At 72.5% G+C, this 16184-nt stretch carries 15 protein-coding genes; 6 read left to right on the top strand and 9 right to left on the bottom strand.

What is annotated here, in order from left to right:
- Positions 1–171: 171 nt before the first annotated feature.
- The 3 genes from ACI79D_RS11800 to ACI79D_RS11790 are packed head-to-tail and all read right to left on the bottom strand — an operon-like array spanning position 172 to position 2989.
- Entirely contained in the window at positions 172–942 is a 771-nt protein-coding gene (locus tag ACI79D_RS11800; protein ID WP_456918601.1) for an SDR family NAD(P)-dependent oxidoreductase, read from the bottom strand.
- Positions 943–965: 23 nt separating this feature from the next.
- Complete coding sequence (locus ACI79D_RS11795; protein WP_456918600.1) at positions 966–2063, bottom strand: mannose-1-phosphate guanylyltransferase; 1098 nt, start codon at positions 2061–2063, stop codon at positions 966–968.
- A complete protein-coding gene (locus tag ACI79D_RS11790; RefSeq protein ID WP_456918599.1) occupies positions 2060–2989 on the bottom strand; it encodes a glycosyltransferase family 2 protein in 930 nt (309 codons plus the stop codon). The genes ACI79D_RS11795 and ACI79D_RS11790 overlap by 4 nt, the downstream gene beginning before the upstream one ends.
- A 102-nt stretch (positions 2990–3091) precedes the next feature.
- Between ACI79D_RS11790 and ACI79D_RS11785 the strand changes: the two genes are divergently transcribed.
- From ACI79D_RS11785 to ACI79D_RS11770, 4 genes are all read left to right on the top strand, one after another.
- On the top strand, positions 3092–4612 hold the full coding sequence (locus tag ACI79D_RS11785) for a hypothetical protein (RefSeq protein WP_456918598.1): 1521 nt from the start codon (positions 3092–3094) through the stop codon (positions 4610–4612).
- Between the two features lie 130 nt (positions 4613–4742).
- Positions 4743–5930 (top strand): UDP-galactopyranose mutase, encoded by a 1188-nt coding sequence (gene glf / locus ACI79D_RS11780; RefSeq protein ID WP_456918597.1) that lies wholly within the window; start codon positions 4743–4745, stop codon positions 5928–5930.
- An 8-nt stretch (positions 5931–5938) separates the two neighbouring features.
- The gene (locus tag ACI79D_RS11775; RefSeq protein WP_456918596.1) at positions 5939–7906 is read left to right on the top strand and encodes a glycosyltransferase; all 1968 of its coding nucleotides are present in this window, start codon (positions 5939–5941) and stop codon (positions 7904–7906) included.
- Positions 7907–8207: 301 nt separating this feature from the next.
- Entirely contained in the window at positions 8208–9035 is an 828-nt protein-coding gene (locus ACI79D_RS11770; RefSeq protein ID WP_456918595.1) for a hypothetical protein, read from the top strand.
- Positions 9036–9215: 180 nt separating this feature from the next.
- Here the strand turns inward: ACI79D_RS11770 and ACI79D_RS11765 are convergent, their stop codons facing one another.
- On the bottom strand, positions 9216–9638 hold the full coding sequence (locus ACI79D_RS11765; RefSeq protein ID WP_456918594.1) for a response regulator: 423 nt from the start codon (positions 9636–9638) through the stop codon (positions 9216–9218).
- A gap of 300 nt (positions 9639–9938) precedes the next feature.
- Entirely contained in the window at positions 9939–10490 is a 552-nt protein-coding gene (locus ACI79D_RS11760) for a TetR/AcrR family transcriptional regulator (RefSeq protein ID WP_456918593.1), read from the bottom strand.
- A gap of 75 nt (positions 10491–10565) precedes the next feature.
- Between ACI79D_RS11760 and ACI79D_RS11755 the strand changes: the two genes are divergently transcribed.
- Positions 10566–11231, top strand: a complete 666-nt coding sequence (locus ACI79D_RS11755; protein ID WP_456918592.1) for a GAP family protein — start codon at positions 10566–10568, stop codon at positions 11229–11231.
- A 270-nt stretch (positions 11232–11501) separates the two neighbouring features.
- Positions 11502–12179: a maleylpyruvate isomerase N-terminal domain-containing protein gene (locus tag ACI79D_RS11750; RefSeq protein WP_456918591.1), complete on the top strand. Its 678-nt coding sequence runs from the start codon at positions 11502–11504 to the stop codon at positions 12177–12179.
- Between the two features lie 601 nt (positions 12180–12780).
- Here ACI79D_RS11750 and glfT1 read toward each other — a convergent pair.
- The 4 genes from glfT1 to ACI79D_RS11730 form a co-directional block, all read right to left on the bottom strand.
- Complete coding sequence (gene glfT1 / locus ACI79D_RS11745; protein WP_456918590.1) at positions 12781–13689, bottom strand: galactofuranosyltransferase GlfT1; 909 nt, start codon at positions 13687–13689, stop codon at positions 12781–12783.
- On the bottom strand, positions 13686–14453 hold the full coding sequence (gene wzt, locus ACI79D_RS11740; protein WP_456918589.1) for a galactan export ABC transporter ATP-binding subunit Wzt/RfbE: 768 nt from the start codon (positions 14451–14453) through the stop codon (positions 13686–13688). Before wzt ends, glfT1 begins: the two co-directional genes overlap by 4 nt.
- Entirely contained in the window at positions 14450–15286 is an 837-nt protein-coding gene (gene wzm / locus ACI79D_RS11735; protein ID WP_456918588.1) for a galactan export ABC transporter permease subunit Wzm/RfbD, read from the bottom strand. The genes wzt and wzm overlap by 4 nt, the downstream gene beginning before the upstream one ends.
- A gap of 75 nt (positions 15287–15361) precedes the next feature.
- Positions 15362–16184, bottom strand: an 823-nt coding sequence (locus ACI79D_RS11730; protein ID WP_456918587.1) for an LGFP repeat-containing protein, incomplete at its 5' end; no start/stop codon positions are given.

Below are 16184 nucleotides of genomic sequence, written 5' to 3'. Positions count from 1 at the left end.
GTGCGCCAGGTCGCGCCGTCGGTGTGCCGCAGCGTCGGGTCGCTCGCGCTGCGCTGGTGCGGGTGGAGGGTCCGGCGGACGTCCAGCGGCCAGTCGGGCCGCCAGACGTCCTCGAAGACCGGCGCCTCGAGGGTGGTGGTGCTCAGGTGGTGCTCCCCGGGGAAGAGGGACTCAGCGCGGTGCCATCCGGAGCGCGCCGTCCATCCGGATGACCTCGCCGTTCAGGTAGCCGTGCTCGACGATGTCCAGGGCCAGCTCGGCGAAGTCCGACGGGCGACCCAGGCGCTTGGGGAAGGGTATGCCCGCGGACAGGCTCTGGCGCGCCTCCTCGGGCAGGCTGCCCAGCAGCGGGGTGTCGACCAGCCCGGGGGCGATCGTGCACACGCGGACGCCGACGCCGGCGAGGTCGCGCGCGGCCGGCAGCGTCATCCCGACGATGCCGCCCTTGGACGCGGAGTAGGCGATCTGCCCGATCTGCCCGTCGTAGGCGGCGATCGAGGCGGTGTTGACGACGACCCCGCGCTCGCCGTCCTCCCCCGGCTCGGTGGCGGACATCGCGGCTGCGGCCAGCCGGAGCACGTTGAAGGTCCCGACCAGGTTCACCATCACGGTGCGGACGAACGGGTCGAAGTCGTGCGGGACGTTGCCCTTGCCCACCGTGCGCTGCGCCCAGCCGATGCCGGCGCAGTTGACCGCGATCCGCAGCGGCCGGTCCTTGCCGGTGGCCTCGGCGACCGCCGCCTCCACCGACGCGGGGTCGGTGACGTCGGTGCGGACGAAGGTGGTGTGCCCGCCCAGCTCGGCGGCGAGCTTCTCGCCCCTGTCCTCCTGCAGGTCGAGGATGGTCACGGCCGCGCCCCGCGCGGTCAGGGCCCGCACCGTGGCCTCCCCGAGGCCGGAGGCCCCACCGGAGACGACAGCGGCGACGTCGAAGTCCTTCATGACCGGCAGGCTAACCACGGGCGTCAGCTGAACCGGGACCCGTGCCGCTCCTCCACGGCGGCCAGCAGCTGCTTCACCCGCTCGGCGTCGGCCACCGGGCAGACCATCGTGACGTCGGCGGTGTGGACGACGACGCTGTCGCGCACCCCGACGAGGGCGACCAGGTGGTCGGGGTCGTCGCTGAAGACGATGTTGCCGGCGCCGTCGAGTATCACGGCCAGGCCGCGCACCGCGTTGCCCCCCACCGTCTCCAGGGTGGCGGCCAGCGCGGGCCAGGAGCCGACGTCGAGCCAGTCGACGTCCAGGTCGGCCACCAGCACCCGCCCGGGCTCGGTGGCCGAGGGCTCGAGGACGGCGTAGTCGACGCTGATCTTCGGCAGCGTGGGGAACACCTCGGCCAGGACGGCGTCGCGCGCGGGCCCGGCCGGGGCGGCGACGACGCGGGCGAGCCCGTCGGCGGTCTCGGGCAGGTGCTCGGTCAGGGCGTCGAGCACGGTGCGCGCCCGCCAGACGAACATGCCCGAGTTCCACAGGTACTGCCCCGAGGCCAGGTACTCCTCGGCGGTGGCCCGGTCGGGCTTCTCCCGGAACGCCGCGGCCTCGGCGACCCCGGGGACCTCGGTGGCCGCGCCCTGCTGGACGTACCCGAACCCGGTGGCCGGCGCGGTGGGCCGGATGCCGAGGGTGACCAGCGCGCGGGGCCGGGCCGCCAGGGCGTCGTAGGCGGTCGCCAGCGCCGCGGCGAACCGCTCGACCGGCCGGATGACGTGGTCGGCGCTGACCACGGCGAGCTCGGCGTCCGGGTCGACCTCGGCGACCAGCGCCGCGGCCAGCCCGACGGCGTTGGCGGTGTCGCGGGCGACCGGCTCGAGCACCAGCCGGTCCGGGCGCAGCCGCGGGAGGGCGGCGCGCACCTGGTCGCCGTAGCGGGCGGCGGTGCACACCCAGATCTGCTCGGCGGGGAGCACCGCCTCCAGCCGGCCGAAAGCCTCGGCCAACAGGCTGTGCGCCGACCCGCCCTCGTCGGCGACGACGTCGAGCAGCTGCTTGGGCCGGCCCCCGCGGGACAGCGGCCACAGCCGGGTCCCCGAGCCGCCGGCCATGACCACCGCGTGCCTCACGGGCGGTCCTCCCGGCCGGGCAGCTGCGGCGGGTCGAGCCGGCGGACGAAGGTCGCGCCGCTGGCGATCCGGCCGTTGACGTGGGAGAGCAGCAGCCGGGCCGACAGGCCGGTCCGCAGCAGCAGCCGCAGCGGCGCGTACCGCGCGCCCGGGTACTGCCGGGACAGGTAGCGCAGCGCGCTCTCGTGGTGCACCCGCAGCATCCGGCCCGGTTCACGCCGGGTGCTGTGCCCACCCTCGTGGACGACGACGGCGGAGGGTGCGTAGACGTGCAGCCACCCTCGCCGGCCCATCCGCTCGGCGAGGTCGACGTCCTCGAAGTACATGAAGTAGCCGGGGTCGAAGCCCCCCACCGACCAGAACGCCTCGAGGTCCACGAGCAGGCACGACCCGGACAGCCAGCCCGCGGGGCGCTCCGTCGGCGCCTCCCGCTCGCGCCGGTAGCTCGCCGTCCAGGGGTTGCCCGGCCAGACCCAGCCGAGCAGCGCGTGCCCGGCCCCGGTCGACAGCCGCGGCAGGTCCCGGGCCGACGGGTAGAGGTCGCCGGCCGGGGTGAGGATCGCCGGGCCGACCGTGCCGGCCCGCGGCCAGCGGGCGGCGACCGCCAGCAGCTCGTCGATCGCCCCGGGGGCGAAGCGGACGTCGGGGTTGGCCACGATCGCGTGGCCCGCGGGGAGGTCGGCGAGGGCCGCGTTCACCGCCGCGCCGTAGCCGACGTTCCCCCCGGTGCGCAGCAGCCGCACGCTCGGGTGGTCGGCCACCGCCCGCTCCGGCGCGCCGTCGGTGGATCCGTTGTCGGCGAGCACCACGTCGACCGGGCGCGTCGTCGCCTGCGCCAGCGAGCCGATGAAGCCCTCGAGGGCCGCTCCGGGTGAGTAGGTGACCGCCACGACCCGCAACGGCGGTCCTCCCGGAGATGCGCTCACGTGTGCCGACCCTAGCGGGGTCCTCCCACGCGCCGCCGGGACAGGACGGGGGGTCGGGACCGCCGCTAGGGTCGGCACACCCACAGGAGGAGCTCAGGTCCCGTGCCGATGCCCGACGCCGCGGTCGACGCGCCGCGCCCCACCGTCCGGAGGGCGGGCTCCGGCCGCGAGCGGCTCGCCGTGCCCGCGCTCGCGGGGGTGCTGGCAGCGCTGTGCTTCCTGGTCGTCCACCGCAGCCTGATCGACGACACGTACATCACCCTGTCCTACGCCCGGAACCTGGCCGAGGACCTGCACTGGGGGCTGCTCCCGTCCCGAACGGCCAACAGCGCCACCTCGCCGCTCAACGTGCTGGTGCTGGGGCTGGCCACGGTGGTGGTGCGTGACGCGGTGTGGGCGCTGGGTGTGGTGTTCGTGGTGCTCAACGCGCTGCAGGCGGCGGGCCTGCTGCGGTTGGCGCGCCGGCTGGACCTGCCTTGGGCGACCGCCCCGGTGGCGCACGCCCTGCTGCTGTTCTCCCCGCTGACGCTGTCGGCCGTCGGCATGGAGATGACCCTCGGGGTGACGCTGCTGGTGTGGACGGTCGTCGCCGCTCTCGAGCACCGTGCCGTGGCCTTCGGGGTGCTCACCGCGGCGCTGACGCTCACCCGGATGGACCTGCTGGTCTTCCCGCTGCTGCTCTGGCTGACCGACCGGCACCTGCGGCGGCGCACGCTGCCCGTCGTCCTGACCGCGGTGGTCGCCGCCGCGCCCTGGTACCTGTTCAGCTGGCTGGCCCTGGGCGCGCTGGTCCCTGACACGCTGGTGATCAAGACCTCCTCGAGCTACTCGTGGGGACCCTGGACCTTCCTCAACGGCCCGGAGCTCTACCTCGGCCCCTTCCCCGCCGCCGTGCTGCTCTCCGCCGCCCCGGTGGCGGTCGGGCTGGTCGCCCTGCTCGCCTGGCCGTTGCCCGCGGTGCGGCGGTGGGCCGGCCGACCGGGGCTCGGCCGGGTCGTCGTCCTCGGCGCCGGCGGGGTGGCCCACTACGTGGCCTATTCGCTGCTCGCTCCCCCGCCGTACCACTGGTACTACGCGCCGTCGGTGGGCGCGCTGACCGTCGTCGCCGCGGTCGCCGGCGGGGTGGTGGCCGCGCGGGCGACGGCAGCCCGCCGGTGGCTCCCGGCGCTCCTCCCCGGCGCCGCCGCCGCGTTGCTCGTGGCCACGGAGGTGGCCTTCCTGCTGCAACGGGGCCTGCCGTGGACGACGGTCCCGATTACCACCAACTGGGCCACGCCCGCGCAGTACGAGGGGATCGGGCGGGACCTCGCCACCCGGGTGGACGACCAGGTGATCCGCAGTCCCGGCGAGATCGGCACGATCGCCTACTACTGCCGCTGCGACGTCGTCGACCCGTTCTCCGACCGGGGCACGCTGCTGCCGCAGATCGACCAGCGCGAGGCCGAGGCTGGCTCCTTGATGCGGACCCTGCTCGAGCTCAACTTCACCAACCTGGACCGCTCCGTGCCCGCGGCCCGGCCCGAGCTCGCGCTGGGCTGGATCGCCGGCCTGGACGCCGACGGCGACTGGCCGTCCACGTCGGCGTGGATGGGGCCGGGCGCCTTCGTCCTGTACACGCCCTGACGACGGGCAGGTGACCAGCGCGCGACGCCGCGGTGGCCGTCGATCACGCCCGTGGCAGCCGTCCCGCGGGGCACAGGGATCGCCGTTCCCGAGATGGCTCACCGAGCGTGTCCAGGTACCGTCGACTCCTGTGACCTCAGCGAGACCTGACCTCGTCGTCGTCGGCTCCGGATTCTTCGGCCTGACGGTCGCCGAGCGGGTGGCCAGCCAGCTGGACAAGAAGGTGCTGGTGCTCGACCGGCGCGACCACATCGGTGGGAACGCCTACTCGGCGCCCGAGCCCGAGACCGGCATCGAGGTGCACGTCTACGGCGCCCACCTGTTCCACACCTCGAACGAGCGCGTGTGGCAGTACGTGAACCAGTTCACCGAGTTCACGAACTACCAGCACCGGGTGTTCAGCATCTACGACGGCAAGACCTACTCGCTGCCGATCAACCTGGCCACGATCTGCCAGTACTTCGGCCGCAGCTTCTCCCCCGACGAGGCCCGGTCGCTGGTCGCCGAGCAGTCCGGTGAGATCGACACCGCCGAGGCGGCCAACCTCGAGGAGAAGGCGATCTCGCTGATCGGCCGCCCCCTCTACGAGGCGTTCATCCGCGGGTACACCAAGAAGCAGTGGCAGACCGACCCGACCGAGCTCCCGGCCGCGGTCATCGCCCGCCTCCCGGTCCGGTACACGTTCGACAACCGGTACTTCAACGACACCTACGAGGGCCTGCCGAAGGACGGCTACACCGCCTGGCTGACGCGGATGGCCGACCACCCGAACATCGAGGTGCGGCTGTCCACCGACTACTTCGACGTCCGCGACGACCTGCCCGCGGACGTCCCCACGGTGTTCACCGGCCCGATCGACAAGTACTTCGGCTACGAGGCCGGTGAGCTCGGCTGGCGCACGCTGGACTTCGAGACCGAGGTCCTGCCCATCGGCGACTTCCAGGGGACGTCGGTGATGAACTACGCCGACGAGGACGTGCCCTTCACCCGGATCCACGAGTTCCGGCACTTCCACCCGGAGCGGGACTACCCCGCGGACAAGACCGTCGTCGTCCGCGAGTACTCCCGGTTCGCCCAGACCGGGGACGAGCCGTACTACCCGATCAACACCCCCGAGGACCGGGCGAAGCTGGACCGCTACCGCGAGCTGGCCAAGAAGGAGGCCGCGGAGAAGCGGGTCCTCTTCGGCGGCCGGCTGGGTACGTACAAGTACCTGGACATGCACATGGCCATCGGCTCGGCGCTGACCATGTTCGACAACCGCATCCGCCCGTTCTTCGACCAGGGCGGCTCGCTCGACGGCCGCCTGGAGGACTGATCGACCTCATGACGACGACCGACACCACCCCAGCGGCCGACGCGCCGGTCTCCCCCGAGGTGGTCACCGAGCCGCGCGAGGAGGAGCTCACGCCCGGCAAGGCGGTGCAGCTGGTCCAGCGGGTGCTCATGCCGCGGCCGGCCGACCAGCTCAAGGTCCGCAGCCTCTACCTCGACGAGACGAACTCCGGCCGGGCCAAGGCCCGCGACCGCTTCACCGCGGAGCTCGGCGCCGGCTGGGAGACCTCGTTCGCCACCTACTTCAACGCCTTCCCGGCCAGCTACTGGCGCCGCTGGAGCGTGCTCGAGTCGATCGTGCTGCGGGTGACCGTGTCGGGCACCTGCCGGATCGACGTGTACCGCTCCAAGGCCGACGGCGAGTCGATGCACGTCACCGGGGCGATCCACGAGGGCGGCCAGGAGCGGACGCTGGAGTTCGAGCTCGACCTCGCGCCGTTCATCGACGGCGGGTGGTACTGGTTCGACGTCACCACCGACGAGCCGACGACGGTCCGCGACGCCGGCTGGTACGCCCCGCAGGCGCCGGCCGAGCAGCCGCGGCTGTCGGTGGGCATCTGCACCTACAACCGCCCGGTGGACGCGGTGGCCGCCCTGGAGGCGCTGGTCGAGGACGAGGTCGTGCGCGACCTGCTGCACCTGGCCGTCGTCGCCGACCAGGGCAACCAGCACGTGAAGGACGCCGCCCGGTACCCGGTCGTGGCCGAGGCCCTCGGCGACCGGCTGCGGATCGTCGAGCAGCCCAACCTCGGCGGCAGCGGCGGGTTCGCCCGCACGATGCACGAGGCGTTCACCGCCAGCGACGCCACCCACCACGTGCTGCTCGACGACGACATCCAGCTCGAGCCCGACAGCCTGCTCCGGGCCCGCGCCTTCGCGGCCTACGCCAAGGACCCCGTGCTCGTGGGCGGCCAGATGCTGGCCCTGCAGGACCGATCGGTGCTGCACACCATGGGCGAGATCGTCGACCGGTCGAACTTCTTCTGGCGCAACGCCCCGAACACCGAGTACTTCCACGACTTCGGCGAGCGGACGCTGCGCGAGTCGCCGGACCTGCACCGGCGCATCGACGTCGACTACAACGGCTGGTGGATGTGCCTCATCCCCCGGACCGTCTTCGAGAAGGTCGGCATGCCGCTGCCGGTCTTCATCAAGTGGGACGACGCCGAGTACGGCCTGCGCTCCTTCGCCGCCGGCTTCCCGACCGTCTCGCTGCCGGGCGCGGCCATCTGGCACCTGTCGTGGGGCGACAAGGACGACGCCAGCGACTGGCAGGCCTACTTCCACATCCGCAACCGGCTGATCGCGGCCGCGCTGCACTCGCCGCACAAGCACGGCGGCACGATGTTCCGCGACATGCTCAAGCACGACCTGCGGTTCCTCATGACGCTGCAGTACTCGACCGTCGAGCTGCACCAGATGGCCTACCGCGACTTCCTGGCCGGGGCCGACGGGCTCTTCGAGGGCATGCCCGGCTCCGTCGTCCGGGCGCGGGAGAAGCGCGCCACGCACTCGGACGGCCGGGTGCTCAAGTCCTCCGGTGACCTGCCGCTGCCGTCGATGAGCGCCGCCGAGGCGATCCGCTTCCGGAAGATCCCGGTCAACCCGATCTCGATCGGCTCGACCCTGGTCAAGGCCATCGCGCACAACGCGACCCCGGTCGACCCGGTCAACCGGGAGGTCCCCCAGCTGAACCTGTCCTTCCAGGACGCCCGCTGGTTCCTGCTCTCCCGGCTCGACAGCGCCACCGTGGGCACCGCCGACGGCCGCGGCGTCACCTTCCGCCAGCGCGACCCGAAGGCCTTCCGCCGGCTGTTCGCCCAGTCGGTGCGGCTGCTGCGGCAGATGTCGGCGGAGTTCCCCGAGCTGCAGCGCCGCTACCGCGAGGCGGCCGGCCGGCTCACCTCGGTCGACGGCTGGTCGGAGGCCTTCGAGTCCTGGGGCTCCACCCGGGTCTGAGCCTGTCGCACAGAGAGCCCCGGACGGCGGTGCCGTCCGGGGCTCTCTGCGTTCTGCCGCTCAGTAGTCATGAGTACGGCTGCCGAGTGCGTCGGTGTGCGGCCAGTCCGCCTGCCCGCTCGCGGCTGTGACGACGGGCTCGGCGCCCCGCTGGACCCTGCCCTGTAGGCGGCTTCACGGACGCCTGTGTCCGTGAGTCGGGAGGTCCGGAACGGCGCGTGCACAGGCTCTTGTCCGTGTTCTTCGTCAGGGGAATCCTCGGCGCATGAACGGGTCCGATGAGCGGGCCGCCGAGGAGCGCGTGCCGGTCGAGCGGGCAGGCCGGGAGCAGCAGCGCCGTCACGCCGAGGAGGCCTTCGAGCGCCTTCGGCAGCGCGTTCGCCGACTCCAAGAGGGACTGAGCCAGGGCGCTGAGGCGGTGGCCGCCACCGAGAGCGGCGTTGCCGCCACGAACCTCACCCTGGCCGAGCGGGCTCTGCGGGAGGGCCGTCTCGCGGATGCGTGGGGGCTGTTGAGCGAGGCCGCGGCGGCGCTGCAGGCCGTCGAGCACGAGCGCCTGCGAGCCGATCGCTGGCCGGTGGACACCACGCCCGATCCCACGGACGTGGCGCGGGCCGAGCAGCGGCGGATCGCGGCCGACCGGGCGCTGGACGACGCGGCCCGGCGTCGCGAGCGGGCCGCTCGGCGGGACGAGGCGGCTCTGGGACGCGAGCAGGCGGCGCACCAGCGCGACGAGGTGGCCGCTGAGCGAGACCGGCGGGCCGGAGAGCGGGCCGCGGCCGCGGGAGGTCGGGAGGCGGCTGCCGACGAGCGCCGTTCCGAGCAGGCGCGGGGGCGGGACCGGGCCGCCCCGGCCGGCGGGACGCTGAGCGAGGAGGCTGAGCAGCAGCGGGCCATCGACGTCGAGGTCGAGGCGAGCTACCGAGGATGGGCCGAGGACGACCGGGCGCGGGCTCAGGCCGACCGGGCGGCCGACGCGGCCGACCGCCTCGCGGCGGAGCACGATCGGATCGCGGCGGCTCGGGACCGTGAGGCCGCCCGCGCCGATCGTGCGCAGGACGACCGTGACCGAGCGGCGGCCGCAGCGGACCGTGACCATTCTCGTGAGGCTGAACCCACGGACCCCTGAGCCGACGGGCCCTGAGTGGGCCGCTGTGGGACAGAAGGTGGCCTTGCCCGCCGTGAGGGCGGCTTCAGCGACAGCGGCAAGAGCCAGCGCGTCCGAGACCTCCGGCTGCCGCGTGCCGCTGCCTCCGTCGCCGAACGCCGATGTCCGCGACGGTAGAGGTCGACAAGGTGCCCGACGGCATCACAGGCAGTAGGGACAGCCCGTGCCGTCGGCGGCGACCGTGCGCAGGCAGCGGAGCAGCGGACCGAGACGAGTGCCCTTCGGCACCAGGGCGCGAGCACCGGCAACCCCGGCCTGGAGGCGCGCCTCGCAGCCGTCGCCGGTCAACATGATGACCCGGGCTGTGGAGTGGGCGGCACGCAGCGCTTCCGTAGCCGCAAACCCACCCATCACCGGCATGGACAGGTCCATGAACACGATGTCGGGTCGTAGCCTCTCAGCGGCCTTCACGACCTGTGACCCGTCCTCGCACTCCCCGACGACGGCGAGGTCGTCCTCGTCGGACAGGGCTTCCGCCAAAGTCCTGCGCACCTCTGGATGGTCGTCGACGATCAGCACGCGGATCTGGGCGGAGGCCCCGCCGCCACAGCAGTCTCCGGTCACCCACGCACTCCTCGTCGGCACGAGGACCGGCCGAGATTGCTCGTCAGGCAGGTCCAGACATCAGTATCGGCGCTGGGAGACAGGGGCGGCCACTGCGGGCCGGACGAGGGCGCCCCCGGCGATGCGTGTCCCATGGTGGGCCGCTGTGAGACAGAGGGCGGCTTCAGGGACCCTTCCCGGCCGGCTGGGCTCGCGCCCGGGGCGGTGCCGTCGGCTGCGGTCCTGGGAACTGGCACCGGCCAGGGTGAGCCGCTGCGGCGTTCCATGTCGGGTCGTGCGACACAGAGGAAGGGCGGCCGGTCAGCGCCGTCCGTGTTGCCGTCTCAACGCGCTCAGGACCGTCTCGATCACGAGTCGTTCAACCTCTCGTGCGGCGAGTTGTCCGAGCCGGACGCCGTCGGCACCGCCGACGAGCAACCACGTCACCATGATGACGACCCACTCGGCACTGAGGTCGACGCGGAACACGCCATCCTCCTGGCCGCGGCGGACCAGTGCGCGCAGTTGTTCGTCGCTGTCGCGCACCAGGGTGAGGAGTTCCTTCTCCACCAGTCCGTCCAGCGGCTGGGACGTCAGCAGCCCGAAGCGGACTCCGAGGGGGGCCAGTGCAGCGATGAGCCGACGCAGGGCGTCATCCGGCGGACCGTCCTCGAGCCGGGCGGCGTCCGTGGCCGCGACGTAGGCCTCGGCGGCCGCGCGCGCCACCGCTGACATCAGCGCCTGCCGGTTCGGATACCGCCGGAACAAGGTGGCCCGGCTGATGCCCGCAGCTGCGGCGATCTCCTCCATGGACGCTGCCGGCGCCGCCGACAGGACTTCGGCCGCGCGAGACAAGAGCACATCCTCGGGCACATCAACACCTTACCGGGGTGAAACATGACCGTCGCTGATGAGATACTGTAGTCTCATGGCTCTCTGGGCGACGCGATGACTCCAGCGCTGCTGCTCGGCATTGCCGGGTTGGCGGCACTCGACTCGTTGAACCCGGCCACGATCGCCGGCGTCGCCCTGATCCTGTTGGCGCCTCTGCAGCGCCGGCTCGCCACTGCGCTGGCCTATGTGGCCGGGGCATACCTGACCGTCCTCGCCATCGGGGTCGCCGTGTACGCCGGCGCCGACCTGGCCGCCGACGTGGTCACCGGCGGGCTGGCGTGGGTGCGCCGAGGCGCATTCGGACTGGCCGCGCTACTCCTGCTGATCGCGGCCGTCCGTCGACTACGCCCCCAGCAGCGGTCTGCAGTCGTCCTGCCCCGCTGGTTCGGCCCGTGGACCGCCGCCCCCGTCGGGGTGCTCGTCACGGCGGCCGACCTGCCCAACGCCTTCCCATACCTGATTGGCATCGAGCGCCTGGTCACCGCTGCCGTGCCCCTGACAACCGGCCTGTGGGTACTGGCCGGCTACGCCATCGTGTACTGCCTGCCCTGCCTGGTGCTGCTCGCCGTCGGCACGCTCCGCGGGGAGCGGGTGCGCCGCCGACTCCAACGGGTCTACGACCGCATCGGCCGGCCGCGCACCGTGCCCCGCAGCATCCCCGCCGCCCTGGGCCTGGTGCTGCTCGGAGCCGCCGTGGCGGTCATCGCAGCACGGGTGTGAAGGCTCCCTGGCCGTGGTCAGCCCTCCCGACAGGAGAGGCCGGGGGATGGTGGACTTGGAAGCTCCGGGCGCCACAGGAACATGGCTTGATGTGTCCCTCAGTGGGCCGCCTGGAGCTGGAACACAAAGGCGCCACCACGACCGTCCCGAGCGACCGTCGGCTGGATGCGCGACGAAGGCGTCACATTCGCCGGACGGTGGTGCCTTGACATGCGCCGCGTGACGGTCGCACGGTGCGGCCCCACGTCCCGACTGACGCCGAGGTGTGTCATGAGCCACGGACACGAGCAAGCCATCGAGGTCCTCGACCGAGAGCTCGACGCGGTGAGCGGCGTCCTGAACGACCTGACGGATGCGGACTGGGAGCGACCGACCCACCTGATTCCCGAGGGCGGGGAGGCAATTCAACCGTGGCGGATAGCCGATCTGGTCGCCCACATCGACATCTCCATCGGCCTGACCCTCGGACTGCTCGACACCATCCAGACGGGCCAGCCCGGCCGGGACCGGGCCAGCTTCTTCATCGCCGACCGAAGCACGGTCGCCCCGGTCGTCTACGCCTACGCGGTGCAGCACGCTGCTCAGAACGACCGCACCAGCTTGGTGGAGCGGACGCGGTCCACCTTCCACGCGAGCCTCGCGGGCATCCGCAAACATCCCCCGGACACCATCGGCTCGGGGTTCTTCGCCCTCATGCGCCTCGACGAGTGGGTGCCCACTCGCGTGGTCGAGGCGGTGGTGCACGGGATCGACCTCACGGACGCCCTGGACCGCACCGGCGTGGCGACACCCGAGGGAATCGCCACGACAGCCGGCATCCTGGACGACGTGCTGGCCCGTCGCACCGTCGCAGGACGGCCTCCGGATCTCACGGACGACGTGATGTGGGTCCGCGCGGCGTCAGGTCGAACTGCTCACCCCGACCCACGACTTCCGTTGATCGTTTGAATGCGTCGACACCGGGGAGGACTCGCGGCTTCGCCGCGGGTCAGCTTTCGGACCGACAGGGACGCTGGGCTGGCGTTCCGCGCACGGGCATCGATCTGTCGCTCCGGCCGCCCTGTCGCGCCAGGCCATCCACAGCGCGGGGGCGAACGAACTGCCCTGCGACGAGCGTCCAACTCAGCCGATCCGCTCCGCAGGTGGCGGCGTACAGAGCCGACGCCACCGCCGCGGCAAGCAGCATCCACGCGACGCTGCCCGCATGGGTTCGTCGATCGGCCTCTCGGCAACTCGGGACCGACGACGCCCCTGACCGCAGGTGGGCTCAGCGCCGCGCCCAGTGCTGGCCGCTCTCGGACGGTTCGGTGCCCGCCCGGCAGATGCGGGGCTCCCCCGCGCACCTCCGCTCCCCGACGTTCCCGCGGGAACGTCGTCAAGCCGCACGCCTTGCACGTTCCCGCGGGAACGTCCCTGAGGAGGTGCCCTGGTCGGGCCGCTGTGTGCCGGGAGCGACCTCAGGGCCTGGCGCTCTTGCCGGCTCGGCGCACGTGATCACCGCCCCGAGCGAGGCCACCCTCCCCCTGCGGGTCCGGGCACACCGACGTGCTCAGGCGCGGGTGAACCGCTCGCGGCGGCCGGCGCGGGTCAGCCGCAGCCACTCCCGCCAGCCCGCCGGGTCCCGCCGGGAGACCAGGAAGAACCAGCTGAAGCGGACCAGCTCCAGCGGCAGCAGCCAGCGCATCCCCGGCTGCGCCATCAGGTAGCCGCGGTTGCGGTAGGTGAAGAAGCGCTTGACCTCGTTCGCCGGGTACTGCGCCGACAGCCGGCCGCCGAGGATGGGCTCGAACTCCGTCGTCCCCTCGGGGTGCACGTAGGCCGCGGCGGTGCAGGTGCCGAACGGCAGCCCGGCGCGCAGCAGCCGGCGGTGGATCTCGGTCTCGTCGCCGCGGAAGAACAGCCGGTAGTCCGGGACGCCGACCACGTCGAGGGCCGCGGCCCGGAACAGCGCGCCGTTGAACAGCGAGGCGTAGCGCGGCAGCAGGTCCACGCCGGCGAAGTCGCTCCGGTGCCGACGCCAGCGCAGACCCCGCCGCAGCGGGAACGCCAGCCGGTCGGGGTCGGCCAGGTCGGTGACCAGCGGCGAGACCTCGGCCAGCCCGTGCCGGCGGGCGGCGTCCAGGAGGGTGGCCAGGACCTCGTCGTCGGCGGGCCGGCCGTCGTCGTCGGCGCACCACACCCAGTCCGCGCCGAGGGCCAGCGCGTGCAGCATGCCCAGGGCGAAGCCCCCGGCGCCGCCGAGGTTGCGCGCGCTGGGCAGGTAGGTCGACGGCAGGCCGCACTGGCCGACGACGTCCCCGACCGGCTGGTCCGGGCCGTTGTCGACGACCACCAGGTGGTCGACCGGCCGGGACTGGGCGGCCAGCGCCGCCAGGCTCTGCTGCAGCTGCTCGCGGCGGTGCCGGGTGACGACGACGGCGACGACCCGCTCGCCGTCCACGGGGGCCGGCAGGCTCACGCGGGCAGGCCCTTGTAGGCCCGCAGCACGTCCTCGAGCTCGCCCTGCTGGCGGATCCGGCCGTGCTCCATCCAGATCGCGGTGTCGCACAGCTCCCGGAGGAACTCGTCGGAGTGCGAGGCGAACACGAGCATGCCGGAGCGCTCGACGAGGTCGGACAGCCGCTTCTTGGACTTCTCCAGGAAGGCCGCGTCGACGGCGCCGATGCCCTCGTCCAGCAGCAGGATCTCCGGGTCGATGCTGGTGACGACCCCGAGGGCCAGCCGGATCCGCATGCCGGTCGAGTAGGTCCGCAGCGGCATGCGGAGGAAGTCGCCGAGCTCGGTGAACTCGGCGATGTCGTCGACCCGGTCCTCCATCTGCTTGCGGGTCATCCCGAGGAACAGGCCCCGGACGATGATGTTCTCCAGCCCCGAGATCTCCGGGTCCATGCCGACGCCCAGGTCGAACACCGGGGCCACCCGGCCGCGGACCTCCGCGAAGCCGCGCGTCGGCTCGTAGATGCCCGACAGCAGCCGCAGCAGCGTCGACTTGCCCGCGCCGTTGTGCCCGACGAGGCCGACACGGGCGCCGTGGTCGAGGGTGAGCGTGATGTCCCGCAGCGCCTCGATGACCGGCACCTTGGTCTCGGTGGTGATGTTGCCGCCCACCAGTCCCATGACGGTCTTCTTCAGCGAGCGGCTCTTGGCGTCGAAGATCGGGAAGTCGACGCAGGCGTCCTTCGTGGTGATGTTGACCAGGGGTCTGTCCTCCGACACGGTCACACCCAGTAGGGCACGCGCGCCCGGTAGCGGCGCAGGGCGAACAGGGTGAGCGCCCAGCCGACGACGGTGAGGACGAGGACCACGATCCAGTGCCGGACGTGTTGCTCGTGGCCCAGCATCGGCTGGCGGATGATCTCGATGTAGTGGAGCAGCGGGTTGAACTCCACGAGGCGGGCCCGCTCGGCGATCGCCTGGTTCGGGCTGTTCACCAGGTCCTCGTAGATCCACACGATGGGCGTGAGGAAGAAGAGCAGCTGCACCACGCTCTGGATGATCGGCGTGAGGTCGCGGAACCGCGTGGTGACGATGCCGAACAGCAGGGCCACCCAGGCGCCGTTGAGCATGAGCAGCGCGAACGCCGGGATGGCGGTCAGGCTCATCCAGCTCAGCGACTGCGGGAACACCAGCAGCATGACCGCGTAGACGACCAGGTTGTGGCCGAAGAACAGTGTCTGGCGCCAGATCAGCCGGTACACGTGCACCGACAGCGGCGCCGGCAGGTGCTTGATCAGCCCCTCGTTGGCGATGAAGACGTCGGAGCCCTCGGTGATGCAGCCGCTGATGAACGCCCAGACGATGAAGCCGACGAGGATGTAGGGCAGCTGCACCGACAGCTCGTTGCCGAACAGGCCGGCGTAGAGGACGCCGAGGGCCACCGCGGTGACCGCCATGCTGATGCTGATCCAGATCGGCCCGAGGACCGACCGGCGGTAGCGCTGGCGGATGTCCTGCCAGCCGAGGTGTCCCCACAGGGATCGCTGGCGCCATCCGCCGGCGAGGTCCTCAGCCGCTCTGCGCCAGCTGCGGACGCCGGGCGCAGCCGTCGCAGTCATGCTCTCCACGCTACCTGCGCGCGAGGGCGCCGATGCCGCGGTCTGCGGCACCGGCGCCCTCCCGTGACAGCCGGGTCAACTGGTGCTGACGGTGGCCTGTCCGTCCTCGTCCACGGTGATCGACCCGTGCTCGAAGTCGGTGCGCGACCCGCCGGTGACCGGGCGGGCGTCCGAGATCGGGTAGCCCAACGGGCCCTTCTCCCAGCCGGTGTCGGCCCACGCCTGGCGGACCGCCAGGGACAGCGCGTGCGCGCCGAAGGCCTGGGTGGCGTAGATCGACCCGCCCTGGAAGTGGGCGTACTCGGCCACCCCGTCCGGCGTGGTGCGCACGTCGGTGGTCGGGTAGCCCAGCTCGCCCTTCTCCCAGCGCTGCGCCTTCCACACGTCGCGCACCGCACCGCGCACCAGGTGCGCCCCGGTCGCCTTCGACCAGTAGATCGACCCACCCTGGAAGTGGACGTACGCGCCGAGCCCGTCCGGCGTCGCCCGCTGGCTGGAGATCGGGTACCCCAGCGGCCCGTTCTCCCAGCCCGAGGCGCCCCACGCATCGCGGATGGCCGTGCCCAGCCACTGCGCCCCGGTGGCCCGGGTCCAGTAGATCGACCCGCCCTGGAAGTGCGCGTACTGCGCCACCCCGTCCGGCGTGCTCCGGACGTCACTGGTGGGGTAGCCCAGCACGCCCTTCTCCCATCGCTGGGCCTGCCAGGCGTCGCGCACGGGACCGAACACCGCGTGCGCCCCGGCCGCCTTCGACCAGTAGATCGACCCCTTCTGGAAGTGCACGTAGGCGCCCTTGCCGTCCGGCGTGGACCGCTGACTCGACGTCGGGTAGCCCAGCCGGCCGCCCTCCCAGCCGGTGGCGCCCCAGGCGTCGCGGATGGCCGTGCCCAGCCAGCGA

Source organism: Geodermatophilus sp. SYSU D00708 (assembly GCF_054050115.1).
Note: the sequence above shows the minus strand (reverse complement) of the source record. Positions and strands in the feature narration are given on the sequence as shown.